The 25,261-nt window shown below is 65.1% G+C and carries 24 protein-coding genes; 10 read left to right on the forward strand and 14 right to left on the reverse strand.

Going from position 1 to position 25,261, the window contains the following annotated elements; all coding sequences use genetic code 11:
* Positions 1-173 precede the first annotated feature (173 nt).
* From fdhA to gbdR, 8 genes are all read right to left on the reverse strand, one after another.
* Positions 174-1,367 carry a formaldehyde dehydrogenase, glutathione-independent gene (gene fdhA, locus GFD32_RS07080; protein WP_163575853.1) on the reverse strand — a complete coding sequence of 398 codons (1,194 nt, stop codon included), beginning with the start codon at positions 1,365-1,367 and terminating at the stop codon, positions 174-176.
* Between the two features lie 216 nt (positions 1,368-1,583).
* Positions 1,584-2,387 carry an electron transfer flavoprotein subunit beta gene (gene etfB / locus GFD32_RS07085; RefSeq protein WP_163575854.1) on the reverse strand — a complete coding sequence of 268 codons (804 nt, stop codon included), beginning with the start codon at positions 2,385-2,387 and terminating at the stop codon, positions 1,584-1,586.
* Positions 2,377-3,651 (reverse strand): electron transfer flavoprotein subunit alpha, encoded by a 1,275-nt coding sequence (etfA, locus tag GFD32_RS07090; RefSeq protein ID WP_163575855.1) that lies wholly within the window; start codon positions 3,649-3,651, stop codon positions 2,377-2,379. Before etfA ends, etfB begins: the two co-directional genes overlap by 11 nt.
* Positions 3,651-5,627 carry a (Fe-S)-binding protein gene (locus tag GFD32_RS07095; RefSeq protein WP_163575856.1) on the reverse strand — a complete coding sequence of 659 codons (1,977 nt, stop codon included), beginning with the start codon at positions 5,625-5,627 and terminating at the stop codon, positions 3,651-3,653. The genes etfA and GFD32_RS07095 overlap by 1 nt, the downstream gene beginning before the upstream one ends.
* Before the next feature lie 98 nt (positions 5,628-5,725).
* Positions 5,726-7,798, reverse strand: coding sequence for a dimethylglycine demethylation protein DgcA (gene dgcA / locus GFD32_RS07100; protein WP_163575857.1), 2,073 nt, complete (start codon positions 7,796-7,798; stop codon positions 5,726-5,728).
* A 13-nt stretch (positions 7,799-7,811) separates the two neighbouring features.
* Positions 7,812-8,360, reverse strand: coding sequence for a DUF5943 domain-containing protein (locus tag GFD32_RS07105; protein WP_163575858.1), 549 nt, complete (start codon positions 8,358-8,360; stop codon positions 7,812-7,814).
* Positions 8,361-8,570: 210 nt separating this feature from the next.
* Positions 8,571-9,548, reverse strand: coding sequence for a dipeptidase (locus GFD32_RS07110; protein WP_163575859.1), 978 nt, complete (start codon positions 9,546-9,548; stop codon positions 8,571-8,573).
* A gap of 220 nt (positions 9,549-9,768) precedes the next feature.
* On the reverse strand, positions 9,769-10,911 hold the full coding sequence (gbdR, locus tag GFD32_RS07115) for a choline metabolism transcriptional regulator GbdR (RefSeq protein WP_163576069.1): 1,143 nt from the start codon (positions 10,909-10,911) through the stop codon (positions 9,769-9,771).
* A 304-nt stretch (positions 10,912-11,215) separates the two neighbouring features.
* On the opposite strand from gbdR, the gene GFD32_RS07120 reads away from it, so the two are divergent.
* Positions 11,216-12,481, forward strand: coding sequence for an ATP-binding protein (locus tag GFD32_RS07120; RefSeq protein WP_163576070.1), 1,266 nt, complete (start codon positions 11,216-11,218; stop codon positions 12,479-12,481).
* A 23-nt stretch (positions 12,482-12,504) separates the two neighbouring features.
* Positions 12,505-13,044 carry a response regulator transcription factor gene (locus GFD32_RS07125; protein WP_163575860.1) on the forward strand — a complete coding sequence of 180 codons (540 nt, stop codon included), beginning with the start codon at positions 12,505-12,507 and terminating at the stop codon, positions 13,042-13,044.
* A 6-nt stretch (positions 13,045-13,050) separates the two neighbouring features.
* Here GFD32_RS07125 and GFD32_RS07130 read toward each other — a convergent pair whose 3' ends face one another.
* On the reverse strand, positions 13,051-13,821 hold the full coding sequence (locus GFD32_RS07130) for a 3-hydroxybutyrate dehydrogenase (RefSeq protein ID WP_163575861.1): 771 nt from the start codon (positions 13,819-13,821) through the stop codon (positions 13,051-13,053).
* A gap of 91 nt (positions 13,822-13,912) precedes the next feature.
* A complete protein-coding gene (hybE, locus tag GFD32_RS07135) occupies positions 13,913-14,353 on the reverse strand; it encodes a [NiFe]-hydrogenase assembly chaperone HybE (RefSeq protein WP_163575862.1) in 441 nt (146 codons plus the stop codon).
* An 87-nt stretch (positions 14,354-14,440) separates the two neighbouring features.
* Here hybE and GFD32_RS07140 point away from each other — a divergent pair, with 87 nt between their 5' ends.
* From GFD32_RS07140 to GFD32_RS07150, 3 genes are all read left to right on the forward strand, one after another.
* Positions 14,441-15,256 carry an inositol monophosphatase family protein gene (locus GFD32_RS07140; protein WP_163575863.1) on the forward strand — a complete coding sequence of 272 codons (816 nt, stop codon included), beginning with the start codon at positions 14,441-14,443 and terminating at the stop codon, positions 15,254-15,256.
* A gap of 100 nt (positions 15,257-15,356) precedes the next feature.
* On the forward strand, positions 15,357-15,632 hold the full coding sequence (locus tag GFD32_RS07145; protein ID WP_163575864.1) for a GrxA family glutaredoxin: 276 nt from the start codon (positions 15,357-15,359) through the stop codon (positions 15,630-15,632).
* Positions 15,633-15,743: 111 nt separating this feature from the next.
* The gene (locus GFD32_RS07150; protein ID WP_163575865.1) at positions 15,744-16,511 is read left to right on the forward strand and encodes a VOC family protein; all 768 of its coding nucleotides are present in this window, start codon (positions 15,744-15,746) and stop codon (positions 16,509-16,511) included.
* A gap of 163 nt (positions 16,512-16,674) precedes the next feature.
* Here the strand turns inward: GFD32_RS07150 and GFD32_RS07155 are convergent, their stop codons facing one another.
* Both GFD32_RS07155 and GFD32_RS07160 read right to left on the reverse strand, forming a co-directional pair.
* Positions 16,675-17,337 (reverse strand): CoA transferase subunit B, encoded by a 663-nt coding sequence (locus tag GFD32_RS07155; protein WP_163575866.1) that lies wholly within the window; start codon positions 17,335-17,337, stop codon positions 16,675-16,677.
* Positions 17,338-17,415: 78 nt separating this feature from the next.
* A complete protein-coding gene (locus tag GFD32_RS07160; RefSeq protein ID WP_163575867.1) occupies positions 17,416-18,117 on the reverse strand; it encodes a CoA transferase subunit A in 702 nt (233 codons plus the stop codon).
* A 125-nt stretch (positions 18,118-18,242) separates the two neighbouring features.
* Between GFD32_RS07160 and GFD32_RS07165 the strand changes: the two genes are divergently transcribed.
* The 4 genes from GFD32_RS07165 to GFD32_RS07180 all read left to right on the forward strand — a co-directional run bounded on the left by GFD32_RS07165 (position 18,243) and on the right by GFD32_RS07180 (position 21,601).
* Positions 18,243-19,142, forward strand: coding sequence for a LysR family transcriptional regulator (locus tag GFD32_RS07165; RefSeq protein ID WP_163575868.1), 900 nt, complete (start codon positions 18,243-18,245; stop codon positions 19,140-19,142).
* Between the two features lie 74 nt (positions 19,143-19,216).
* Positions 19,217-20,086 (forward strand): acyltransferase, encoded by an 870-nt coding sequence (locus tag GFD32_RS07170; RefSeq protein ID WP_163575869.1) that lies wholly within the window; start codon positions 19,217-19,219, stop codon positions 20,084-20,086.
* On the forward strand, positions 20,035-20,970 hold the full coding sequence (locus GFD32_RS07175; RefSeq protein WP_163575870.1) for a LysM peptidoglycan-binding domain-containing protein: 936 nt from the start codon (positions 20,035-20,037) through the stop codon (positions 20,968-20,970). The genes GFD32_RS07170 and GFD32_RS07175 overlap by 52 nt, the downstream gene beginning before the upstream one ends.
* A 4-nt stretch (positions 20,971-20,974) precedes the next feature.
* The gene (locus GFD32_RS07180) at positions 20,975-21,601 is read left to right on the forward strand and encodes an alpha-ketoglutarate-dependent dioxygenase AlkB family protein (protein WP_163575871.1); all 627 of its coding nucleotides are present in this window, start codon (positions 20,975-20,977) and stop codon (positions 21,599-21,601) included.
* Positions 21,602-21,670: 69 nt separating this feature from the next.
* Here the strand turns inward: GFD32_RS07180 and gcvT are convergent, their stop codons facing one another.
* A complete protein-coding gene (gene gcvT / locus GFD32_RS07185; RefSeq protein ID WP_163575872.1) occupies positions 21,671-22,783 on the reverse strand; it encodes a glycine cleavage system aminomethyltransferase GcvT in 1,113 nt (370 codons plus the stop codon).
* A 100-nt stretch (positions 22,784-22,883) separates the two neighbouring features.
* A complete protein-coding gene (locus GFD32_RS07190; RefSeq protein ID WP_163575873.1) occupies positions 22,884-24,290 on the reverse strand; it encodes an alanine/glycine:cation symporter family protein in 1,407 nt (468 codons plus the stop codon).
* Positions 24,291-24,781: 491 nt separating this feature from the next.
* On the opposite strand from GFD32_RS07190, the gene gcvH reads away from it, so the two are divergent.
* Complete coding sequence (gene gcvH, locus GFD32_RS07195; RefSeq protein ID WP_163575874.1) at positions 24,782-25,174, forward strand: glycine cleavage system protein GcvH; 393 nt, start codon at positions 24,782-24,784, stop codon at positions 25,172-25,174.
* Positions 25,175-25,261 lie beyond the last annotated feature (87 nt).

Raw genomic sequence — 25,261 nt, forward strand, 5'->3', positions numbered from 1 at the left:
CGTTATCATTGGCTGGCGCCTCGATATCATGTTGGCACCCACCACCTACGGGGACAATGTTCGGTAGACCTCAGGCCGGGCCAGAGATATCCCGATGTCGCTCTGGGAACAGCCCCGGTCGCGACCGGAGCTGTTCAGGGGCATGGGCGGGCGCTGATCGCCGCCCCGATACCTCAGGCAGCGACACTGCCGTGGGGGTCGATGACGAATTTCTTGGCCGCACCGCCGTCGAAGTCGGCGTAGCCCTGCGGGGCGTCATCCAGGGTGATCATCTGCACGTTGACCGCATCGGCGATATTGACCTTGTCGAACAGGATCGCCTGCATCAGCGGGCGATGGTACGCCATTACCGGACACTGGCCGGTGTGGAAGGAGTGGGACTTGGCCCAGCCGAGGCCGAAGCGCATGCTCAGCGCCCCCTGCTTGGCCGCCTCATCCGCTGCACCCGGGTCTTCGGTCACGTACAGGCCCGGGATGCCGATCTGACCGCCGGCGCGGGTCAGCGACATCGCCGAGTTGAGTACGGTGGCCGGCGCTTCCTTGCCGTGGTTGCAACCGCAGGCATGGGCTTCGAAACCGACGCAGTCGACGAAGGCGTCGACTTCTCGCTCGCCGAGGATCGCCTCTATCCTGTCGGCCATGTCGCCGTCCTGGGTCAGGTCGAGGGTTTCGCAACCGAAGCTGCGGGCTTGGGCCAGACGCTCCTCGATCATGTCACCGACGATCACGCACGCCGCCCCCAGCAGATGGGCGGAAACGGCGGCGGCCAGACCCACGGGGCCGGCACCGGCGATATAGACGGTGCTGCCCGGCCCGACGCCGGCGGTGACACAGCCGTGAAAGCCAGTGGGGAAGATATCGGATAGCAGGGTCAGGTCGCGGATCTTCTCCATGGCCTGGTCGGCATCGGGAAATTTCAGCAGGTTGAAGTCGGCATAGGGCACCATGACGTACTCGGTCTGGCCGCCGACCCAGCCGCCCATGTCCACGTAGCCGTAGGCCGCGCCCGGTCGCGCCGGATTGACGTTGAGGCAGATGCCCGTCTTGCCTTCCTTGCAGTTGCGGCAACGGCCGCAGGCGATATTGAACGGCACCGAAACCAAGTCGCCCGGCTGGATGAATTCGACGTCGCGCCCGGCTTCGATGACGAGGCCGGTGATCTCGTGACCCAGCACCAGGCCGGACGGCGCGGTGGTGCGGCCACGCACCATGTGCTGGTCGCTGCCACAGATGTTGGTGGTGACCACCTTCAGGATCACGCCGTGGTCGCACTTGCGATTGCCGAGGGCGAGTTCCGGATAAGGGATGGACTCGACGGCGACTTGACCGGGTCCCTTGTAGACGACTCCGCGGTTGGCTGCACTCATGGCTGGCTTCCTTACGTCTTGTTGTGGGGAGGTGGCGTAGATGCCACCTACAGACCTTAGCGGTACCGCTTCGCGTAACTGTGCCTCCATGAGTCATCGCGATGCCTGATCGCGACATCGCTGCGTCGGATTGGGTCGTCTCCGGGATCTTCAGGCCACGTGACGGGCCCCGATCCGTGACCGGGGCCTTTTCGTCGTGCGAAGCGGCATGCTCGCCTAACGCAGCACGCCCTCGTCCTTGAGAAGCTTGAAAATCGCCGCAGCGCCCTGCTCAGGGGTAACGTCTTCGAGTACCTGACCGCCGCCACCCTCGGCCTTGGCTGCCGCGGCCTTGAAACGGTCGCGGGCCGACGCGGCCTTGACGATCTTGAGTCGCTTGGGGCGCTTACGAGCCCGCTGCACCTGCCAGCCTGCCCAGTCATCGTCGAGGCTGACCGCCCCAGGGACGAACGCCAGCTGGCCACGTCTTGCCGGGCCATAGGCGCTCTGGCGCGGCGCCGGGGCGGCGCCGTCGACGCTGACGATGGCCGGCAGACGCACCTCGAGGCGCCGCCGCTGCCCCCGCGGCAGGGCCTGCAACAGGGTGGCGACGCCCGCCGCGATGCCCTCCACCGCCACCACGCCGCTGACCGTCGGCCAGCCCAGCCGCTCGGCCAGCAGGTAGGGCAGCAAGCCCGACCCCTCGCCGCGTTCGGCGCATTCGCCGGTAATCACCAGTTGGGGAGATGCCTCATCCAGAGTCTCGGCCAGCGCCGGCAGGATGTCGGCGCCCTCGGGCTGCTCGAGCAGGGTCAGTGCATCGAAGCCCATGCCCAAATAGCCACGCAAGGCGGTCTCGCTACCCTCGTTCAGGGTCCCGGCATGCAGCAGTTGAACCTCGGCCTCCGGCAACCCCCGGGCCAGCTCGACGCCCCGAGCGTCCTGGTCGGCACGACGTCCCCGGCCGGTCAGCGGATGGCGCCCCACGGAGACCAGCACGGTAACCTCCAGTGACGGGGTATCGCGGATTTCAGGCCGCATGACGCTTCTCCTCTCGCTCTTGCTCCACCAGCGCGACCAGCGCCTCGAGCACTTGGGCCGAGTCGCCGATCACCGCCAGGTCGGCACGCTTGATCATGTCGCATCCGGAATCCATGTTGATCGCCACCACCTTGTCGCAGCTCTGGATCCCCTGGAGGTGCTGGATGGCGCCACTGATACCCACGGCCACGTAGACCCGGGCGGTGACCCAGATGCCGGTAGCGCCCACCTGGCGGTCCCGCGGCATGAAACCGTCGTCGACCGCCACCCGGGATGCCCCCTCGGTGGCCCCCAGCATCTTGGCGGCCCGATGGAAACCGTCCCAGTCGCGTACGCCATTACCGGCAGAGAGGATGAATTCGGCCTCGGCCAGCGCCACGCCCGCGGGATCCACGGCCACTGGGCCCAGATCCTCGATGCGCGAGAGCTGCGCCGGCAGCGGTTGCGCCAACACCAGTGGTTGGGCGGCATGGCGGGTCTCGCTGACCGGCTCGGCGCACTCGGCGAGCGCCAACACCACCCGCGGTAGGGGCCGCTGGATGTCCAGGGTGTTCGCCGCACCCCGCGCCGTGCAGCGCCAACCGCTACCACCTTCGCCCCGGGCGTCGGCCTCGATCTGCCAGACGCCGGTGGCCGGCCGCTCGCCCAGGCGCACCGCCAGCCGCCGCCCCAGGTCGGCGCCGCCGAGCTTGGAGTCGGGCAGCAGCCAGTGGCGCGGCTCCCAGGCCTCCTCCACCGCCACCAGAGCGCCGACTCGAGCCTCCGGCGCATAGCCGTCCAGTTCCGGCGACTCGAGGTGCAGCAAGCGATCGACGCCGGCATCCGCATAACTGTCCTCCTTGTGGGCGCCGACAACCACGGCCATCACTGCCCCCCGCCGCTCGGGATCGGCGTCGGCCAGTTGGCGGGCCAGGCCCAGCAGGTCGCGATCGTGACTCGAGAGGCGCCCACCGCTCAGGTCCGGCACCACCGCGACCAGGAAGGCCGGGGCCTCGATCTCGACCAGCGGCTTGCTCTGGGCGGTCGACTTGGCGGCCCCGCCGCCGCCGGCGCCCTGCTGGACGCCGCTGCGGTCGATGCGCTTGATACCGTTAGGGCCCATGAAGCCCACGGCGTGCGGGTTACGGCGGACGATGCCCGCGGACCCCATCCACTCGCTGGCCACGCCCTGGCCGAGCTCGGCCAGGACTTCCAGGTGCTGCGGATGCAGGCGGTTACGGGCGATCCACTCCGTGCGGGGATCGCGACGCTTGATCTCGCTCATCACACCACCTCCACGGCCAGGGGCCGCTGTGACTGTGTCTCACCGTCGGCGGGCGTCTCCACCAGGGCGTCGGCGACCAGCTCGGCGATATCGCGCACCTCGGCGGGGCCGTCCACCACGCCCTCGAGCATGGCGGTGCACTGCGGGCAGCCCACGGCCACCAGCTCGGCGCCGGTTTCCTTGACGTCGTTCATGCGCATATCGGGAATCCGCCGCTCGCCGGGAATATCGGTGATCGGCGCCCCGCCACCGCCGCCGCAGCAGCGCGAGCGGAAGCCGGAGCGCGCCATCTCCTTGACCTCGATACCCAGCGCCTTGAGCACGTTGCGCGGTGCGTCGTATTCGCCGTTGTAGCGGCCGAGATAACAGGGATCGTGATAGGTGACGTTGCCGCCCTTCCAGGGTGCGAAGGCCAGCCGGCCGGCATCATACAGTTCGGCGATGAAAGTGCTGTGATGGCACACGTCATACGCGCCACCCAGCTCGCCGTACTCGTTGCCGAGCACGTGGAAGCTGTGCGGGTCGCAGGTGACAATGCGCTGGAAGCGGTACTGGGACAGGGTGGCGATATTGCGCTTGGCCAGCGACTGGAAGGTGGCCTCGTCACCCAAGCGGCGTGCCACGTCGCCGCTGTCGCGCTCCTCGTTGCCGAGCACCGCGAAGTCCACCTCTGCGGCGCGCAGCACCTTGACGAAGGCACGCAGCGTGCGCTGATTGCGCATGTCGAAGGCGCCGTCGCCCAGCCACAGCAGCACGTCGGTCTGCTTGACGTCGGCCATCAGCGGCAGGTTCAGGTCCGCCGCCCAGTGCAGCCGCGAGCCGGGGTCGAAGCCGCCGGGATTGTCGGTGGCGATCAGGTTGTCGAGCACCTCGGCCCCCTTGCCCGGCGTGTTGCCGTGCTCGAGGGTCAGGAAGCGGCGCATGTCGACGATAGCATCGACGTGTTCGATCATCATCGGACACTCTTCCACGCAGGCCCGGCAGGTGGTGCAGGACCACAGGGTGTCGGCGTCTACGAGGGCCTTGCCATCGCGGGCCACGATGGGCCCATGGGGGGTGCCGTGGTGCTCGCCCACTGGCTTGCCCCCAAGCCCTTGTGAAGGGTGGGGCGAGCCGGCATAGCCCGCATCGCTGCCCCCGGCCAGGCCCACCACCATGTCCTGAATCAGCTTCTTGGGGTTGAGCGGCTGGCCGGCGGCGAAGGCCGGGCAGACCGCCTCGCAGCGCCCGCACTGCACGCAGGCGTCGAAACCGAGCAACTGGTTCCAGGTGAAGTCGCTGGGCGTCTCGACGCCGAGCGGGGCCTTGGGGTTGTCCAGGTCCAGCGCCTTGAGGCCGGTGGAACGGTTGCCCTCACCGAAGCGCTCGGGGCGGCGATGGAAGGCCAGGTGCAGGGCGCCGGCGAAGGCGTGCTTCATGGGCCCGCCCCAGGTCATGCCGAAGACCATCTCGCCCAAGCCCCACACCAGCACCGCAACCAGCGCCACGGCCACGACCCAGCTACCGAAATCTTCCGGCAGCAGGCCCACGGCAGGCAGGGTGATGGCGAAAACGCTCAACGAAAACGCCATCAGGCTCTTGGGCAGCCGCATCCACGGCCCCTTGGAAAGCCGCGCCGATGGATTGCGCCGCCTTCTGGCGACGAACAGACTGCCCACGAACATGGCAGCACTGGCCGCCAGCAGCAACCAGCCCAGGACGCCCTCGGCAAGGCCCAGACCATGGACGACGATCGCCAGCCCCATGGCGGCGACGAAGCCGCCCGCAGTGGCCACGTGGGTATTGGACATGACCTTGTCGCGCGCCACCACGTGGTGCAGATCCACCAGGTAGCGGCGCGGCATGGCGGCCAAGCCACGCAGGATGGCAACCTTCGACGGCCGCCCTTGTCGCCACAGGCGAACACGCCGCCAGGCGCCGATCGCCGCCAGGCCCAGGGCGGCGAAGATAAGTATCGGCAGTAAGGTATCGAGCATGGTGGCAACCTCAGTATGCGGGCTTCGAGCTACGGGCCTCGAGCGGCACTCTTGCTCGCGACTCGTGGCCCGCAGCTCGTAGCTGACGCGAAGCGTCTTCAGAAGTCCTTGCAGATCCGCAGAGCGTCATAGATGGCCGCATGCGTATTGCGCGGCGCCGTGCAGTCGCCCAGGCGGAACAGCAGGAAGCCCTCGCCCGCCTCGCTCAGGCAGGGTTGCGGCTTGGCGGCGTAAAGCGCCTCCAGGTCCACTTGCCCGTTGTTGCGCGACTGCGCCTTGAGCGCGTAGTAGAGCGCCTCGTCGGGACGCACGCCGTTTTCCACCACCACCTGGTCGACCACCCGCTCCTCCAGGGCACCGGTGTACTCGTTTTCGAGCACCGCCACCAGACCGCTGCCCTCGCGGTAGACCTTGTGCAGCATCAGGTCGGAGGTCATGATCACCTCCTTCTCGTAGAGGCTGCGGTAGTAGGTGGGGAAGGTGGTGCCACCCACCGCCGCGCCCGGCTTGATGTCGTCGGTGACGATCTCGACCTTGGCGCCCTTGTCGGCCAGGTAGTCCGCCGCCGAGACGCCGGAAAATTCGCAGATGGCATCGTAGATCAATACGTTCTTGCCCGGCGCGACCTTGCCGGAGAGCACGTCCCAGGTACTGACCACCAGGCTCTCCTCGGGATTCTCCGAGTAGCCCCACTCCGGGAACTGGCTGAGGAAGGGCTGGCCGCCGGTGGCCAGCACCACGACGTCCGGGCGCAGGTCGAGCAGGGTCGCCTCGTCGGCGCGGGTTCCCAGGCGCAGGTCGACGTTCAAGCGCGCCAGCTCCAATTGGTACCAGCGGGTGATACCGGCGATCTGATCGCGCTGCGGGGCCTGGGCGGCGATGGTGATCTGCCCGCCCAGGGCCTCGGCGGCCTCGAACAGGGTCACGTCGTGCCCGCGTTCGGCCGCCACCTTGGCCGCCTCCATGCCGCCGGGGCCACCGCCCACCACGACTACCTTGCGCGTGGGCCCTTCGCTCTTCTCGATGAGGTGCGGCAGGCCCAGGTATTCACGCGAGGTGGCGGCGTTCTGGATGCACAGCACGTCCAGGCCCTGGTACTGGCGGTCGATGCAGTAGTTGGCGCCCACGCACTGCTTGATCTGGTCGACCTGGCCCATCTTGATCTTGGCGATCAGGTGCGGGTCGGCGATGTGCGCGCGGGTCATGCCCACCAGGTCGACGTAGCCGCCCTCGAGGATGCGGCTTGCCTGGTTGGGGTCCTTGATGTTCTGGGCATGGATCACCGGGGCGGAGACCACTTCCTTGATGCCCGCCGCCAGGTGCAGGAAGGGCTCCGGCGGGTAGGACATGTTGGGAATGACGTTGGCTAGGGTGTCATGAGTGTCGCAACCCGAGCCGACCACGCCGAAGAAGTCCACCTTGCCGGTAGCGTCGTAGTAGCCGGCAATCTGCTTCATGTCGTCGTGGGAGAGCCCATCCGGATGGAACTCGTCGCCGCAGATGCGCATGCCCACCACAAAGTCGTCGCCGACCTCGGCGCGAACCGCCTTGAGTACCTCCAGGCCAAATTTCATGCGGCCTTCGAAGCTGCCGCCCCACTGGTCAGTACGCTTGTTGACCCGCGGGCTCCAGAACTGGTCGATCAGGTGCTGGTGGACCGCGGACAGCTCGACCCCGTCGAGACCGCCCTCCTTGGCCCGGCGCGCCGCCTGGGCAAAGTCGCCGACGATCCGCCAGATCTCCTCCTCCTCGATGGTCTTGCAAGTGGAGCGGTGCACCGGCTCGCGGATGCCCGACGGCGACAGCAGGGTCGGCCAGTCGAAGCCGTCCCACCGCGAGCGGCGCCCCATGTGGGTGATCTGGATCATGATCTTGCCGCCGTGCTGGTGCACGGCATCGGCGAGATTCTGGAAGTGCGGAATGATCCGGTCGGTAGAGAGGTTCACCGAGCTCCACCAGGCCTGGGGGCTGTCGATGGAGACCACCGAGGAGCCGCCGCAGATGCACAGGCCGCAGCCACCCTTGGCCTTCTCCTCGTAATACTTGACGTAGCGCTCGGTGGTCATGCCGCCGTCGGTGGCGTGCACCTCGGCGTGGGCGGTGCTGACCACGCGATTACGGATGGTCAGCTTGCCGATTTCGATCGGCTGGAAGATCGCGTCGAATGCCATGGTGATTCCCCCCTCAGCCCTGCACGGCACCGCGCAGTGGCTCGACTTCGAAAATGCCCACGTCGCAGCCGGTCTCGGCGGCGCTCTGGGTCTGTGCGGCGACGGTGCGCATCGCGCTTCCACGCGCGGCGAGGATCTGGTCCATGGCGCCGGCGAACCAGCCGGTGAACATGTACTCCACCTTGCGGCCCACCTTGCCCATCTGATAGACGAAAGCGCTGTGCTCCAGACGTACCCGACAGGTGCCGGCGTCGAGGTCGATGGCATCAATGATGAAGTGACCCCAGCCGCGCTGGGAGAGGCGCTTCATGTAGTGCTCGAAGACATTGACGCCGTCGAGACCGTGCAGCTCGGCCTCCTTCTCGCACCAGTGCCAGGCACTCTTGTAGCCGGCGTCGTAGAGGATCTCAGCGTACGTCTCGGCACCCAGCGCCTCTTCCACGGCCACATGGTTGTTGATGAAGAAGTGCCGCGGCACGTAGAGCATCGGCAAGGCGTCGGTGGTCCAGACGCCAGTCTCGACGTCCACTTCGATGGGCAGTTCGGGGGCCATCTTGGTCACAGTCGGATTCCTCGAATCTTGATGATTGTTATTTCTCAGCGGCAAGACCATTGCCTTTGGCGGCACCGCTCGGAGCTGGTCCGGCGACAAGCCTGCGAGGAGGCGCTGTAAATACTTCCCTGTACGCTACCGATTCCCTCCCTGGAATCGGACCTCCTCTTCGGCTTGTCCCCGGCGCTCCTCGCCAAGGAGTCGCCTCAGCCGCCATCGTCAGGCGCCCCAGACATCCTTCAGGACACGCACCCAGTTCTCGCCCATGATCTTGCGCACCTGTGGCTCGCTGAAGCCACGACGCAGCAGGGCTTCGGTCAGGTTGGGAAACTCGCCGATGGTGCGGATGCCCTCGGGATTGATGATCTCGCCGAAGCGGGTCAGGCGGCGGGCGTAGCCCTTGTCATGGGTCAGCCACTCGAAGAAGTCCTGGCCATGGCCCTGGGTGAAGTCGGTGCCGATGCCGATGGCGTCCTCGCCGACGATGTTCATCACGTACTCGATGGCCTCGACGTAGTCGTCGACGGTGGCATCGACGCCGGCGCGCAGGAAGGGGGTGAACATGGTCACGCCGACGAAGCCGCCGTGGTCGGCGATGAACTTCAGCTCCGCGTCGGACTTGTTGCGGGGGTGCTCCTTGAGCCCGGACGGCAGGCAGTGGGAGTAGCAGACCGGCTTTTTCGATTCGAGGATCACCTCCTCGGAGGTGTTGGCGCCGACGTGGGAGAGGTCGCACATGATGCCCACGCGGTTCATCTCGGCGACGATCTCGCGGCCGAAGCCGGAGAGCCCGCCGTCGCGCTCGTAGCAGCCGGTGCCCACCAGGTTCTGGGTGTTGTAGCACAGCTGCACGATGCCCACGCCGAGCTGTTTGAAGATCTCCACGTAGCCGATCTGGTCCTCGAAGGCATGGGCGTTCTGGAAACCGTAGATGATGCCGGTCTTGCCCTCTTCTTTGGCGCGTGTGATGTCAGCGGTGGTGCGCACCGGGCGAACCAGGTCGCTGCACTCGGCCATCAGCTGGTTGGACTTGACGATATTGTCGACGGTGGCCTGGAACCCCTCCCACACCGACACGGTGCAGTTGGCCGCCGTGAGGCCACCGCGGCGCATATCCTCGAGCAGCTCGCGGTTCCATTTGGCGATGATCAATCCATCGATGACGATGGCGTCCTGGTGCAGCTGGTGAGAGGTCATGGCAGGGTCTCCGTAATGGTCGTTGCCTGGCGGCAGCATAGCGCCGGGCCACCGGGAGGACGCCCGCTGGAAACGACGGCGAGGATTCCAAAAACGTCATCGGCTGAGTCGATGCGACGGAGTGAGCGGCCATGCCAGCGTCATGGCAGGCCAGGTGAGAAAAGGAAGAGGCCGCAATTGCGGCCTCGGTGGGAAGTCAGATTGGAATGGGACGCAGCGTTCAGGGTCTCACCGCCACGCTGGCGTAGGTGGGTTCGCCACGCGCCTGGTCGAGGGCCACGATGGCGCTGGAAACCGGCTCCTCGGGCACGGCCTGGAAGGCAGCCTGACGGAACAGTGCCTCGGCTTCCCTTTGCTCGAGCCGCACCGGCGGGTTGAGATGGCCGATGCGCTCGTCGCGCGGCGGGATACCGAAAAACTCCCGATAGCACTTGGAGAAGTGCGGCGTGGAGACGAAGCCGCAAGCCGAGGCGACCTCGATGATCGACATCGCCGTCTGCTTGAGCAGTTGGCGGGCGCGAGTCAAGCGCAGCTTGAGGTAGTAGCGCGACGGCGAGCAGTGCAGATTCTTCTGGAACAGTCGCTCGAGCTGACGCCGCGAGACACCGACGTAGCTGGCCAGTTCATCGAGGCCGATGGGCTCTTCGAGGTTGGACTCCATCAGCGCCACGATCTCCAGCAGTTTGGGTTGGTTGGTGCCCAGTACATGGCGCAGAGGGATGCGCTGCAGATCCTGATCACTGCGCACGCGTTCGCAAATGAACATCTCGGAGATGCCTGCCGCAAGCTCGCGACCATGATCACACTTGATCAACGTGAGCATCATATCGAGCGGCGCCGTACCACCGGAGCAGGTCGCCCTGTCACGGTCGATCGAAAACACACGCGTGGTCAGCCCGACGCGCGGAAACGCCTCGCGCATCGCCGCCATGCACTCCCAGTGCGTGCTCACCTCGTAGTCGTCGAGTAGGCCCGCTTTGGCCAGTGCCCAACTGCCGGTGCAGATGGCGCCGAGGCGGCGTGATAAGCGCGCCTGGCCCTGCAGCCAAGTGACGTGCTCGCGCTGCACGCTGCGGTGGGGACCCACGCCACCACACACGATGACCATGTCGAGACTGAGCGGCGTACGGACCGACACATCGGGCGTCACCCTCAGGCCATCGCTGGCGCTGACCGGCTCGCCATCCACCGTGAGCGTGTACCAGCGATACAGTTCGCTGCCGGCGAGCTGGTTGGCCATGCGCAGTGGTTCGATGGCCGACGCCAGCGAGATCAGGGTGAAATTTTCCAGCAACAGGAAGCCTATGCTCAATGCCTTCTTGGCAGGAACCGGAGCGCCGGACGGGGTTGCGTGCGATGACATCGACATGATCTTTCTCTCCCACATGCACATGGCCAGGCCCGTCAGGGTGGGCCGCAGCCGCCATTGTTCTTGTCTGCCTTCGGTGACCGTCGATCGTGCAATCACGACAGGCGTGTCGCTTTCAGGCATGCGCGAGCGCAGAATATCGGATGTGGACGTAGCGAGCTTATCGTTTTTTTCTTCGCCGATAGTCAGTTCCAATTACCTTTGACAATCGCCGAGCTGACGTCCGCCCGCCACTGAATAGCTGTCGACATGCGCATGAAACGCTATCATGGCCTGTCGTATTGGACCGGAAGTCGCCATGCCCGCCACCCTGCCCTTGCCGTTGTCGACCCCCAGCCGCAACCTGGTTCGCCTGACCATCGTACGCGGCATCACCTGGACCGGGTTCCTGGTCGCCATCATCATCGGCATCGAACTGCTCCACTTCGACCTTCAGGTGGAAGCGGTGATCGGCGTGGTCGTCGCCATGGGGTTGATCAACCTCCTGACCTGGTGGCGGCTGGGACGCCACTGGGCCGTCACCCACCCGGAAAATCTTCTCCACCTGCTGGCCGACCTGGTCGGACTGACTCTGCTGTTCTACTTCACGGGCGGTTCCACCAACCCTTTCATCACCTACTACCTGGTCCCGGTGACCATCGCCGCTGCCACCCTGCCCTGGCACTGCGCCTGGATCATTGCCGCCGTGGCATTGCTCGCCTACACCCTGCTGCTGTTCGCCTATCACCCAGTACCGCAGCTCACTCAGCACTACGGTGGAGAAACGCTCAACCTGCACGTACTGGGGATGTGGCTGAACTTCGCGCTGTCGGCCGGCCTGGTCTCCTTCTTCATCTACAAGATGGCACATGCCCTACGACACCGAGACCAGGCCCTCTCGCACACCCGCGAAGCGGCGCTGCGCAGCGAGCAGGTGCTCGCGGTCGCCACCCAGGCAGCCGGCACGGCCCATGAGTTGGGCACGCCGCTATCGACCATGGCGGTGCTGTTGAGCGACATGCGCAAGGATGCCGAAGCCAACGAGCCGCTGCGTCAGGACATCGACCTGCTACGCCAGCAGGTCGAGCTGTGCAAGTCGCGGCTCCGCCATCTGGTGGAGAGTGCCGATAGGCGCCGAATGGCAGTGCCCGAGCACCGCGACGCTCGCGACTGGCTGACCGGCGTGGTACAGCGCTGGCTGGTGCTGCGCCCCGACGTGAGCCACCGTCTGGCCATCGCCGACCAGCGCGGCACGCCCTGGCTGACCGTCGACGCCACTCTCGACCAGGCGCTTACCAACCTGCTCAACAATGCCGCCGATGCCAGTCCCGACGACATTCACATCTCGCTGGAGTGGACTGCCGACGACGTGGTGATCGACATACGCGACCGTGGTCCCGGGGTGGCCATGGACATCGCCGATCAACTCGGCGAAACCTTCGTATCGACCAAGAGCAAGGGCCTGGGCATCGGTCTGTTCTTGACTCATGCCACCATCAATCGCTTCGGCGGCGGTGTAAGCCTGTACAATCATCCTGAGGGGGGCACGCTGACCGAAGTGATCCTGCCTCGTAGCCACGCCTGAACCACCCACACGACGAGGACGCCATGCAAGACACCGACTCCCGCCTGCTGATCATCGATGACGACGAGATGTTCTGCCACGTGCTGTCACGCGCCCTGACGCGACGCGGTTTCGAGGTGTTGGTGGCGCACGATGCCGACCAGGCACTGAGCTTCGCGAGGCAGCACCAGCCCCAAATCGCCACCCTGGATCTCAAGCTCGAACACAGTTCCGGCCTCAAACTGCTGCCGGAGTTGCTCGACATCGTACCCAACTGCCGCGTCGTGGTACTGACGGGCTATTCCAGCATCGCCACAGCCGTGGAGGCCATCAAACTCGGCGCGGTGAACTACCTGTGCAAACCCGCCGATGCCGATGAGATCCTCACCGCCCTGGACCGGGAGACGGGCGATCCGGATGCCGAGGTGGCCGACAGCCCACCCTCCATCAACCGGGTCGCCTGGGAGCACATCCAGAAGGTGCTGCAGGAGCACGACGGCAACATCTCCGCCACCGCACGGGCTCTGGGCATGCACCGGCGCACCCTGCAGCGCAAGCTGCAGAAGCGGCCGGTGAGGCGCTGACGCCCTCTATTGCGCCGTCCACCCCAGGTCGATGTTCCAGCTCGACCCGGTCACTGCGCCAGCGGCATCGGAGGCGAGATAGGCGACCATCTGCGCCACCTCGGAGGGTTCGATCAAGCGCTTGATGGCGGCATTCTTGAGCATTACCTGCTCGACCACCGCCTGCTCGTCCATGCCGTGCAGCTTGGCCTGATCGGCGATCTGGTTGTCCACCAGCGGGGTCTTGACGTAGGCGGGACAGATGGCATTCGCCGTGATGCCCTGGCTACCGCCCTCGAGGGCCGCTGTCTTAGTGAGTCCGATCAGGCCGTGCTTGGCGCTGATGTAAGCCGCCTTGCCGGGAGACGCCACCTGGGCGTGCACCGAGGCGATGTTGACGATCCGCCCCCAGCCGTTGTCGCGCATGGATGGCCAGCAGGCCTGGCTGAGCAGAAAGGGTGCCGTGAGCATCAGGTCGACGATCTGGCGCCACTTCGTCTCGGGAAAGTCCTCGATGGAGGAGACGTGCTGAATGCCGGCATTGTTGACCAGAATGTCCACCCGCCCGAAGCGCTTGATGGCCTCATCCACGGCCGCCCGGCAAGCGTCGCCATCGGTCAGGTCGGCCTGGAAGAATACCGCTCCCACCGCTTCGGCCTTCTCGGCTGCCTGCGCATTGAAATCCACGGCGAGAACCTGATGCCCGAGCTCTCTAAAGTGGTCGACAACGGCTTCGCCGATACCGCTGGCGGTACCGGTGACCAGGGCCACGCGCGGGGTAGTCGTCGCTTGCGTCATGGGAGAAGCTCCTCTCGGTGAATCGAAGGGTCGTGGGAATGCGGCAGCGCAAAACACCCAGCATAAGCATCCCGCCGCGTTGACGCCAGCCTCACGCTTCGGGCGTCATCACACGCTCCATCAGTCGCTGGGCCAGGCGGCTGGCCTCCTCGGCCGCATCCAGGTCGGAAAGATCGTCGAGCAGTTCGCAGCGCCACAACCAGGTACCATCGGAGAGGCATTCCGCGGTGAACGGATAACGTCCCGACGGAAAGCGAAAGGCCTGCCGCTGTCCCGGTTGCGGGGCAGCAGTCGCTGACTCGGCCGCTACCAGCACCAACGACAGCGAGAGCGGAGTGATCAGAGCCCCGGCGAGATAGGCCTCCTCGGGCCCCTGCTCCGGCCAGGGGGCGAACGCCTGAAAGCACAGCGTATCGACCGACAGGCGCGGATTGGCATGCGCTGCCGTGGCCAATTCCTCTTGCCTGTCCTGCTCCCAGGTCGCCGCCAGTCGGCGCAGCCGTTCATACTGATCGAGGCTCAAGCTCTGCATGGCATCTCCTTCATCGGCCAAGTCCACGTTCGGCATGCAACGATACGCCTGCTATTCTGGCAGCTCACCCTGCCACGAGGAACGACAATGCGTCCGCAACAGCGCCTCGAGCTGGCCGAAACCATCGCCCGGGAGGCGGGCGAACGTATCATCGATGCCCGCCGGGAGCATCGTTTCAGCCATCACTACAAAGACGGCCATGAACTGGTCACCGATGTCGATGTGGCCATCGACACCCTGATCAGCGAGCGTCTGGCCGCCAAGTTACCCGACGACGAGCGCCTCAGCGAGGAGCTGGCTCCGGAGCGCGACCGGCTCGGCGAAGCCGACGCCCTATGGGTGGTGGACCCGATCGACGGCACGGTGAATTTCGCACACGGCCTGCATCATGTCGCCGTTTCCATTGCCTGGGCAAGCCGAGGCGAAGTGTGCCTGGGCGTGGTCCATGCCCCATTCCTGGGCGAGACCTTCACCGCACTGAAAGGCCAGGGTGCCTTGTGCAACGGCAAGCCGATTCGCACCAGTCACGTCATCGACCTCGACCGTTGCCTGGTAGGCACGGGCTTCCCCTACCGTCGCGACGGCCGCCCCCCTCTCATGCGCCGATTGCAAGCCGTGCTCACCCACTGCCGAGACGTTCGGCGCAACGGCTCCGCGGCACTCGACCTGTGCGACGTAGCGTGCGGGCGGCTCGACGCCTATTACGAGAGCGTCTCCCCTTGGGATTTCGCCGCCGGGCGTTTGATTGCCCGCGAAGCCGGTGCCCGCACCGGCCACCTGTACCCCTGCCCCGAAGGCATTCCCCGGGACCTCTACGGCGAAAACCTGCTGGTAGCGAGCCCCGAAGTTCACGAGGAGCTCGCCGAACTGCTTCGCGCCGCGGACGACGAGCGACTCGACTGACAGGCCCGATAGCAGCCGGCAATGACATGGCTAGTGGCGCACTATTGGCGACGAGCGCGATGCTCCGGCAGAATGGCGTCGACCAACGAGGAGGTTGAATATGTTCGTCGTCATTTACGGTCGTCCCGGCTGCCCCTTTTGCACTCGCGCCCAGGCACTGGCCGAGCGGCTCGAAGCCGCCGGAACCCTTCAGGGACAGCGCTACGTGAACATCTGGGCCGAGGGCATCAGCAAGGCCGACCTCGCCGAGCGCATCGGCAAGCCGGTCCACACCGTACCGCAGATCTTCGTCGACCAACGGCATGTCGGCGGATTCACCGAGTTCGATCAGTTCGTCCGTGAACACGGCCTACTGGCGCCCAGCCAGAGCGCCTGAGCCGGAGTGACGCCGCGTCGGCCTGCGTGCTTATCCCGTTGAAAGCTCATCGTTGCCCACGACCTATACTGACGTCGTTTGACGGCGCATCAGGACAGAGGGAACGGCGCGATGCAACGGGAAGAATTCGTCCAGCAGCTTTGGCTCGACTACATCCACCGACATCCAGACATCGGTGCTCTGCGCCTGTGGCCAACCGACGCTCCAGCCGAATACCTGACTCTGCTGACGCTCAACCACGGCCCCTTTGCCGCCCGCGAGCTCACGCCCTCGCTGGCGCGACTGGGCTACAGGCCCATGCAACGCTATGCCATGGCCGACCGTGGTCTGCTGGTAACGCTTCTGGCTCCGGCAGACGACGGCGCCTGGCTGGTACTGGCCGAACTCCAGCTGGGCACGCTGTCGCGCGCTCCACGCGATAGCCTGACCCAACTCATCGAACACGCCCATCCGCGAGACTCCCGCGGTCAGGATCTGCTCTGTCGTGGGCGCCCCTGGCCCATGCCCGACTGGCAAACCTACCGGATGCTGCACGGCGCCCACCCGTTGGCTGGTTGGTTGGCCGTGATGGGCCCGAGCATGCATCATGCAGGCTATGACTGCGAGCGTCTGGACAGCGACATGGTCACGCTGAACGCCGCCATGGAGCAGGCCGGCCTATCCGGCAGCGCAGACCGTCACCATGGGGTCCTCCCCATTTCGCCGCTGCTCGAATACCGCTTCTATCCCACCGGCTCACGGCGCCTGGCCTTCGCCGATGGCGATGAGCATCGCATCGACCCGGGCGGCCTGGCGCTGGTCCAAAAATGCCTCAGCGACGATCATGAGCGTGCCGTGGAGCTGCTACTCCCCCACCACACGCGGTGCGAAGTCAGTTGATCGTCCGTTATCCACAAAAACTGTGGATAACGCTGTGCAAGGCGAACGACACCCAAGCGCCGATCAGCATGGCCATGGCATCTGGCTCGATGTGGTCAGATTTTCGACAAAGGCCCGAGCCGGTCGGCTCGGGCCTTCGTTGGGCTCGGCGTCACGTCGCGCCTCAAGCGTCGAACGTCATCTCCGGCACGTGATCCGGCACGCTCAGCTTGCCTGCCGTCTTCTCGACGATTTCCTCGACACTCACCCCCGGCGCACGCTCCTTGAGTACGAAGGTGCCATTCTCGATCTCCAGATAGGCCAGGTCGGTCAGCACACGATTGATGCAGCCGGCACCGGTCAACGGCAGAGTGCACTTCTCGAGCAGTTTGGACTCGCCGTGCTTGGAAGCATGGGTCATGGTGCAGATGATGTTCTCGGCCCCGGCCACTAGGTCCATGGCACCGCCCATGCCCTTGATCAGCTTGCCCGGAATCATCCAGGAAGCGATGTTGCCCTCCTGATCGACTTCGAAGGCCCCGAGAACGGTCAGATCGACATGACCGCCGCGGATCATGCCGAAGGACTCCGCCGAGTCGAAGATCGCTGCGCCCGGGCGGGCCGTCACGGTCTGCTTACCGGCATTGATCATGTCCGGGTCGACCTCTTCCTCGGTGGGAAAGCGCCCCATGCCGAGCAACCCATTTTCCGAGTGCAGCATCACGTCGATACCCTCGGGCACGTAGTTGGCCACCAGAGTGGGAATGCCAATCCCCAGGTTGACGTAGAAGCCATCCTTCAGTTCCTGCGCCACGCGCTGCGCCATCTGTTCACGAGTCAGTGCCATGGTATTTGCCTCTTGTGTTCGGTAGAGAAGCGTGTGGCCAGTCTCGTCGGCCACCTGCCGTAAAACGTGCGACCGCGATCAGCCCTCGCGCACGGTGCGCTTCTCGATGCGCTTCTCGAAGGTGCCCTGAATGATGCGGTCGACGTAGATCCCCGGCGTATGGATCTGATCCGGCTTGAGCTCGCCCGGCTCGACGACTTCCTCGACCTCGACCACGGTGACCTTGCCGCAGGTGGCCGCCAGCGGATTGAAATTCTGGGCCGTGTCGCGATACATGACGTTGCCGTAGCGGTCGGCCTTCCAGCCCTTGACGATGGCGAAGTCGGCGTGAAACGCCTCCTCGAGAATGTAGTGGCGGCCGTTGAACTCGCGCACCTCCTTGCCCTCGCCGATCGGGGTGCCGTAACCGGTTGCGGTGTAGAAGGCCGGAATGCCCGCGCCGCCGGCGCGCATCTTCTCGGCCAGAGTGCCCTGGGGCGTCAACACGACCTCGATCTCATCGTTGAGCATCTGCTGCTCGAACATGGCGTTCTCGCCCACGTAGGAGGCAAAGATCTTCTTGATCTGCTTGTCCTCGAGCAGCAATCCCAGGCCGAAACCATCGACCCCGCAGTTGTTGGAGAGCACGGTGAGGTCCTTGACGCCACGACGTTTGACCTCGGCGATCAGGTTTTCGGGGATGCCGCACAGGCCGAAGCCCCCGGCCGCTACGGTCATGCCGCTCTCGATACCTTCCATTGCCTCTTCGAAGGAGTACACGCGCTTGTCGAATCCGGCCATCGCGAAGCCTCGTCTTGTTGTGGGGTGAGTGAAAAACGGTACTCGATCAGTGTTGACTCGGCCAATATATTTGTTAAGTTTGTTTTTTTTATGGATTAATCCATTTAATAAATAAAACGATGACCATGACCGTCAAGCAGCTTCGCGCCTTCCAGGCAGTGGCCCAGACCCTGAGCTTCACCCAGGCCTGCGAACACCTACACCTGTCGCAGCCGGCATTGAGCCTGGCCATCAAGGGGCTGGAGGAAACCCTGGGCGGCCCGCTGCTGATTCGCAGCACGCGCAGCGTGCGTCTCACACCGGAAGGCGAGACGCTGCTTCCGCTGGCCAAGCGCATGCTCGCCGACTGGGACAACACCGAAGAACTACTGCGCCAGCGCTTTACCCTGCAGCTCGGCCGAGTGGCCGTGGCGGCCATGCCCTCCTTCGCCTGCAACCGCCTGCCACCGGCACTGCGGGTCTTTCGCGAACGCTTTCCCCGCGTCAACGTCACCGTGCACGACGTCATCAACGAGCAGGTGATCGACATGGTCCATCAGCGGCAGGTCGAGCTTGGCGTCGCCTTCGAGCCTCAGTCCCACGAGGGAATCGATTTCCTGCCCCTCTTCGAGGACGCCTTCGTTGCCGTGGTGCCTCCCGACTCACCGCTGGCCGATGCCGAACGCATCGACTGGAATGCGCTGCTGACCCACGACTTCATCACTCTGCAGCGACCATCGATGGTGCGCATCCTGCTCGAGCGCACGCTGGCTCGCCGGGGCACCGAGCTGCCGGTGGCCTTCGAAAGCCATCAACTGGCCACCGTGGGACGCATGGTGGCCAGCGGGCTCGGAGTGAGTGCCGTCCCGGCTCTGTGCCAGGAGCAGATGCAGGAGCTCGGGGCGTGCTGCCGTCCGCTTCACGACCCGCCCATCCAACGCACCGTCGGCATCGTGGTCAGCGCCGGCCAGGAGCTGTCGGTGGCGGCCCGGGCACTTTGCGAGGTGCTGCAAAAGACCCTGGCCATTGCTACCCCACGAACGTGAGTCGCGTCACTGGGCAGCCCATAGCCGATCCATTAGCATGTGCAGCTATCGTCATCACCTGCAAGGAGCGTGGCATGTCGACCCTCAAGGGGCTGGTCAGCGTGCTGCTACTGGTCATCACCACACTGGGCTGGGGCGTTCCGCTCGTTCTCCTCACGGCCATCAAGCTGATCACCCCGGGGCGACCTCTGCGGCGCCTGGTGGTCCGAGGGCTGAGCGGCGTTGCCCTCAACTGGGTAGGCTGCAACCTGTGGTGGATGCGCCACTGGCTGAAACCTCAACTGAGCATGGAACTACCCGACGGGCTGTCCTCGGAGCGCTGGTGGCTGGTCCTCTCCAATCATCGCTGCTGGACGGATATCTTCCTGCTCTTCTTCGCGCTTCACCGCCGCCTGCCGATGCCGCACTTCTTCGTCAAACGCCAACTGATCTGGGTACCCATCGTCGGCCTGGCCTTCTGGGCACTGGAATTTCCCATGCTACGGCGTCTGACACGCGAACAGCGCGAGCGCCACCCTCACTTGGCACGCCGCGACCGCGAAGCCACCGAACGCATGTGCCGTCATGCTCGAGAACGCCCCATCGCCATTTACAACTTCGTCGAAGGCACCCGATTCACCCCCGCCAAGCAGGCTGCCCAAGCTTCGCCATACCGCCACCTGCTACGCCCGCGAGCCGGCGGCATCGCCCAGGTCGTCAGCCTGCTCGGAGACCGCTTGGGCGGTATCCTCGATGTCACGCTCCGCTACGCCAACCCCAACCCCACTTTCTGGGGGTTTCTGTGCGGTCGCGAAGGACCGGTAACGCTCAGCGCCCAACGATTGGCGGTGCCCACTTGGATGGCTCAGGGCAGCTATCATGACGACCCGGATTACAAGGAACGCTTCCATTCATGGCTGAATGCCCTGTGGCAGGAAAAGGACGCGGCACTCGACTCGCGATAGCGCTGTTGGCAATGCTGCTGCTCGGCGCCTGTGCCGGGCGAGGCGGTGACGTTCAGCGAGCCGGCGACCCCGGCATCGCCGGACGTTGGGTCACCGTTCAGCGCGGCGACACGCTGGGCGCCATCGCACGACGCGCCGACGTTCCCCTCGAGCGGCTAACCCGATTCAACCCCGGGGTGGATGCCCGGCACCTGGCCGTGGGTCAGCGGTTGCTGGTTCCCACCCAGCGCGAAAGGGCACCGTCCGGAGGACCTTACCGCTATCAGATTCGCCCGGGAGACACTTATGCCGGCATCGCCCGACGCTTCGGGACCACGCCCGGGCGCATTCAGAATGCCAACCCGGGCACCGACCCGCGCGGCTTGCGCATCGGGCAAATCGTCCAGGTACCGCTCGCCGGGGGTGCCGCACCCAAGACCGCCGCCTCGAACCAGGCGGCCTCGCAGCGCGCCAGCAGCAAGAAGAGCACGACCAGCACCGCTGCCAAGCCAAGCGGATCGCTGCCCGCCTCGGCCAGCGGCTGGCCCTGGCCACTCGATGACTACCGCATCGTCCGTCGCTACGGCACCGACAGTCACGGCACCCTGCAACCCATGCTGCTCGCCACGCAGCGAGGCGCCAAAGCCAAGGCAGTTGCCGATGGCGACGTTCGATTTTCCGGTAGCATGCGCCAGCTCGGCCGGGTCGTCATCGTCCACCATGACGGCAATCTGCAGAGCGTGTATGCCCTGTGCGATAGCCTGAGCGTGGAGGAAGGCACCCGGGTTTCGCAAGGCACTCCAGTTTGCGAAGTGGGTTACAGCAATGCCACCGAACGCCACGACTTGCTGTTCGACCTGCGCCATGGCGGCAAGCCCATCGACCCGCAGCGCGTGCTACGCTGACGCCATGCCTCACGCCACTGTCAGGAATACGACACGACTTCTCGAGTCGCCGCCACTGGTGCGCTACGACGGCCTGCTGGGAGAGACCGCGGCAAGCGTGGCACTCGAGCGTCTCGACCGTGAGCTGGCCTGGCAGCGGCCGCAGCTTCGCCTCTACGGCAAGCTGCACTCGATACCTCGACAGCAGGTATGGATGGGAGACGCCGATGCCCGCTATCGCTACTCCGGCAGCGATTTCGCCCCCGAGCCATGGCACCCCCTGGTCGCCGAGATTCGCGAGTCCGTGACGGCTCGTCTCGCCGAGGCAGGCGTGCCGGCAGCCTTCAACAGCGTACTGCTCAACCGCTACGCCGGCGGCGAGGAGCGCATGGGCTGGCACAGCGACGACGAGTCGGAGCTGGGCAGCGACCCACTGATCGCCGCGGTGTCGCTGGGCGCCGAACGCCCGCTGCGCTTCCGCTGGCGACACGGAGAAGGCACGCCCTTCAACGTCTGGCTACCCCACGACAGCCTGCTGTTGATGGGCAGCGGCGTGCAACGTCGGCTCCAGCACGCGCTGCTTCCCCGCAAACGCCTCGGGCGGCGCATCAGCCTGACCTTTCGCTGGATTCACAGCGATCCTCACTCCTGACGCAACGACGCCTCGTCCCGGCCGGGACGAGGCGTCGTTGAGGTCACCCTGATAGATAACGGTATAAAATCAGCCGCGATAGTAACCGGGCGTGACGAACGGCATCTTGGTCACGGTCATCGGCAAGCGTTTGCCGCGCACTTCAGCGTAGACGGTGGTCTCCGGAGCAGCCTGGTCGATGGCGACATAACCCATGGCGACGGGCTTGCCGACACTGGGCCCGAAGCCGCCGGAGGTCACGTGGCCGATATGGTGATCGTCCGCATCGTAGAGATCGGCGCCCTCGCGTACCGGAGCGCGCCCCTCGCCCAACAGCCCGACGCGCTTGCGCTGATGGTCCTTGGCATCGACCTGGTGCAATATCAGGTCGGCCCCGGGAAAGCCGCCGGGACGCTCGCCGCCGCGGCGGCGCGGTTTGCCGATCGCCCAGATCAGCCCGGCCTCCACCGGTGTGGTCTGGGTATCGATGTCGTGGCCGTAGAGGCACAGGCCCGCTTCGAGCCGCAGCGAGTCACGCGCACCAAGGCCGATCGGCTCCACTTCCGGTTCGGCCAGCAAACACCTGGCCAGCGCTTCGCTCTGCTCGGCCGGCACCGAGATCTCGAAGCCATCCTCGCCGGTGTAGCCGCTGCGGCTGATCCACACCGGAATGCCTTCGATGGCAAAGTGGCCGTGCTGCATGAACACCATCTCGCAGGCCTCGGGACACAGCCGCTGCATGACCTTGGCGGCATCAGGCCCTTGCAGCGCCAGCAGGCCCCGATCCAGCACTTCCACGCGGTGCGCATCGTCCAGGCCGGTCTGCAACAAGGCGATGTCCTGATCCTTGCACGCCGCGTTGACCACCAGATACAGATGATCGCCGGCATTGACCACCATCAGGTCGTCGAGAATGCCGCCATCCTGGGACGTGAACAGCGCATAGCGCTGCATGCCCTCGACCAGCCCCACGAGGTCCGCCGGCACCAGCGTTTCCAGCGCTTCGGCCGGGCGCGGCCCACGCAACGACACCTGCCCCATGTGCGATACATCGAAGAGACCGCAAGCCGTGCGGGTATGTTCATGCTCCTTCTTCACGCCCAACGGGTACTGCACCGGCATGGCATAACCCGCGAAAGGCACCATCTTTCCTCCCAGCTCCTCGTGGAGGCCATGAAGCGGGGTACGTTTGAGTTCGCTCATCGGGAAATCCTCTGCGAAAGCGGGGTGATTCAGGCCCATACGCAAGGAGGTGCCGCTCGGGGCACCTCCCAGGCCTGACGAAATGGCTAGGCATGCACCATCAGGACTTGTCGTGGTCCAGCTCTTCGCCCGGCAGCACGTCCTTGCCGTCGAAGTAGTCCTTGGTGACTTTGAAGACCACCGGCGACAGCAGCGCCAGAGCGATCAGGTTGGGAATCGCCATCATGGCGTTGAACGTATCGGCCATCAGCCAGATGAAGCCCAGGTTGGCCATGGCACCCAGCGGAATCGCCAACACGAACAGCACGCGATAGAGCATGATCGAGCGAGTACCGAACAGGAACTGGAAGCACTTCTCGCCGTAGAAGGACCAGCCGAGAATGGTAGTGAAGGCGAAGATCGCCAGCGCCAGCGAAACCACCTGGTTGCCGACCCCCGGCAGGGCCGAGTCGAAGGAGAGCGCGGTCAGGGAAGCCCCCGCCTCGCCGGTCTCCCATACCGTAGCGGTGAGAATGACCAGTGCGGTGATGGTGCACACGACGATGGTGTCGATAAAGGTGCCCAGCATGGCGATCAGCCCCTGCCGAACGGGGTTCTTGGTCTTGGCCGCAGCATGGGCGATGGGTGCGCTGCCCAGGCCGGCTTCGTTGGAGAAGATACCGCGTGCCACACCGAAACGAATGGCCGCCATTACCGCCGCACCTGCGAAACCGCCAACGGCGGCATGGGGGTTGAAGGCGTAGTAGAAGATCATGCTCAAGGCTTCGCCGAGCTGGCTGGCGTTCACGGCGAGCACGATGACACCCGCTACGACATAGGCAATGCCCATGATCGGCACCAGCTTACCCGCCACTTTGGCGATACGTTTGATGCCGCCCAGAATCACCGCCGCGGCCAGCACCATGATGACCACGCCGGTCACCCAGTGCGGCAGCCCGAAGGTGGAGTCGAGCGCATCGGCCACGGAGTTGGACTGCACGGTATTGCCGATACCGAATGCCGCCACGGCACCGAAGAACGCAAAGGCGCCCCCCAGCCACAGCCACTTACGCCCCAGGCCGTTCTTGATGTAGAACATGGGCCCGCCGACGTGATAGCCGGTGCTGTCGGTTTCACGGAAACGCACCGCCAACACGGCCTCGGCGAACTTGGTTGCCATGCCCACCAGCGCGGTGATCCACATCCAGAACACGGCACCCGGCCCCCCCAGGGCGATGGCCGTCGCCACACCAGCGATGTTGCCGGTGCCGATGGTGGCGGAAAGGGCCGTCATCAGGGCATTGAACGGCGAAATCTCACCGTCGTCTTCACCTTTGGTTTCGCCTTCGGGGGTACGCTTGTCATCACGCCCCTGCCACATGAGTTTGAAGCCCATGCCCAACTTGCGAATGGGCATCAGCTTCAGGCCGAGCTGCAGATAGATCCCGACCCCGAGCAGCAGGATCAGCATCAACGGCCCCCAGACCACGCCGTTGATGGCAGTGAAGATGGAGTTCAAGGTTTCCACGGAACGTCTCCCTTTAGAGTTGTTGCACTTATTGTCGAGCCGCCACCGGACATGGCGGACCATCTTAATGCTGGAATGCCTCGGTCGAACGCATTCGACATGGCTAACCGGCGTACGATAGCGGAATCTGTCGACATTATGCCACCCTGACGAAAACTGGCCTGGCGTCTCGGATGGCAGAGCGAGCGTACCGCGGGTTTCGTATCGGAAACAATGATTCCTGGTGCGACAATGCCCGCTCGCGCCACCGGCCCACCGGAGCCACGAACCCACACTCAGCCTAGTGAGCGGCCCCACCGCTGTCGAGCCGTACGCCACGCCCGACTACCTCGGCACGGCACGGACTGGACGGCGACGATCGTTCAGGCCACCCTGAAGGAGTCGAGCGGGTGACCGCAACGCCACCGCCCCGCGACGTCAGGCTCGCCAAAAGCCGCCAATGGCGTTAGCATTCACCCCATCAGAAAACCTTTTTCGTATAGGAAAACAGCATGAGCACGATTCCTGCCAACCTGCGCTACAACGACAGCCATGAGTGGGTGCTGGATAATGGCGACGGCACCGCCACCATCGGCATCACCGACCACGCTCAGGAAGCCTTGGGTGACGTGGTGTTCGTGGAACTACCCGACGTGGGACGAACGCTGGCGAAGGGCGACGAGTTCGGGGTGGTCGAATCGGTGAAAGCGGCGTCCGATCTCTACGCCCCGGTGGCCGGCGATATCGTCGAGGTGAACGAAGCGCTGGAAGACGCACCGGAGACCGTCAACGAAACTCCCTACGAGGACGGCTGGATCATGAAGGTGCGCCTGGCCGATGCCAGCGACATCGATGCGCTACTCGACGCCGACGCCTACCAGGCGCTGGTCGACGCCGAGGGCTGAGACCGACTCCGTCGCGGCCCCCACCCAGGGGGCCTGCCCGTCACAGCCGACATGCCCCCATTCGTTAGCCGCCAACTGCCTACAGGT

Source organism: Halomonas faecis (assembly GCF_010993975.1).
GTDB lineage: Bacteria > Pseudomonadota > Gammaproteobacteria > Pseudomonadales > Halomonadaceae > Halomonas > Halomonas faecis.

Bases quoted from the DNA above. Each gene is read 5' to 3' on its own strand.
- GFD32_RS07170 (WP_163575869.1), top strand. From the start codon at position 19,217: ATGTCGACCCTCAAGGGGCTGGTCAGCGTGCTGCTACTGGTCATCACC.
- GFD32_RS07150 (WP_163575865.1), top strand. From the start codon at position 15,744: ATGCAACGGGAAGAATTCGTCCAGCAGCTTTGGCTCGACTACATCCAC.
- gcvT (WP_163575872.1), bottom strand. From the start codon at position 22,783: ATGAGCGAACTCAAACGTACCCCGCTTCATGGCCTCCACGAGGAGCTG.
- fdhA (WP_163575853.1), bottom strand. From the start codon at position 1,367: ATGAGTGCAGCCAACCGCGGAGTCGTCTACAAGGGACCCGGTCAAGTC.
- etfB (WP_163575854.1), bottom strand. From the start codon at position 2,387: ATGCGGCCTGAAATCCGCGATACCCCGTCACTGGAGGTTACCGTGCTG.
- GFD32_RS07110 (WP_163575859.1), bottom strand. From the start codon at position 9,548: ATGACCTCTCACCAGCTGCACCAGGACGCCATCGTCATCGATGGATTG.
- GFD32_RS07165 (WP_163575868.1), top strand. From the start codon at position 18,243: ATGACCGTCAAGCAGCTTCGCGCCTTCCAGGCAGTGGCCCAGACCCTG.
- GFD32_RS07120 (WP_163576070.1), top strand. From the start codon at position 11,216: ATGCCCGCCACCCTGCCCTTGCCGTTGTCGACCCCCAGCCGCAACCTG.
- GFD32_RS07145 (WP_163575864.1), top strand. From the start codon at position 15,357: ATGTTCGTCGTCATTTACGGTCGTCCCGGCTGCCCCTTTTGCACTCGC.
- etfA (WP_163575855.1), bottom strand. From the start codon at position 3,651: ATGAGCGAGATCAAGCGTCGCGATCCCCGCACGGAGTGGATCGCCCGT.
- GFD32_RS07140 (WP_163575863.1), top strand. From the start codon at position 14,441: ATGCGTCCGCAACAGCGCCTCGAGCTGGCCGAAACCATCGCCCGGGAG.
- GFD32_RS07160 (WP_163575867.1), bottom strand. From the start codon at position 18,117: ATGGCCGGATTCGACAAGCGCGTGTACTCCTTCGAAGAGGCAATGGAA.
- dgcA (WP_163575857.1), bottom strand. From the start codon at position 7,798: ATGGCATTCGACGCGATCTTCCAGCCGATCGAAATCGGCAAGCTGACC.
- GFD32_RS07130 (WP_163575861.1), bottom strand. From the start codon at position 13,821: ATGACGCAAGCGACGACTACCCCGCGCGTGGCCCTGGTCACCGGTACC.
- GFD32_RS07155 (WP_163575866.1), bottom strand. From the start codon at position 17,337: ATGGCACTGACTCGTGAACAGATGGCGCAGCGCGTGGCGCAGGAACTG.
- gbdR (WP_163576069.1), bottom strand. From the start codon at position 10,911: ATGTCATCGCACGCAACCCCGTCCGGCGCTCCGGTTCCTGCCAAGAAG.
- gcvH (WP_163575874.1), top strand. From the start codon at position 24,782: ATGAGCACGATTCCTGCCAACCTGCGCTACAACGACAGCCATGAGTGG.
- GFD32_RS07095 (WP_163575856.1), bottom strand. From the start codon at position 5,627: ATGCTCGATACCTTACTGCCGATACTTATCTTCGCCGCCCTGGGCCTG.
- hybE (WP_163575862.1), bottom strand. From the start codon at position 14,353: ATGCAGAGCTTGAGCCTCGATCAGTATGAACGGCTGCGCCGACTGGCG.
- GFD32_RS07175 (WP_163575870.1), top strand. From the start codon at position 20,035: ATGGCTGAATGCCCTGTGGCAGGAAAAGGACGCGGCACTCGACTCGCG.
- GFD32_RS07180 (WP_163575871.1), top strand. From the start codon at position 20,975: ATGCCTCACGCCACTGTCAGGAATACGACACGACTTCTCGAGTCGCCG.
- GFD32_RS07125 (WP_163575860.1), top strand. From the start codon at position 12,505: ATGCAAGACACCGACTCCCGCCTGCTGATCATCGATGACGACGAGATG.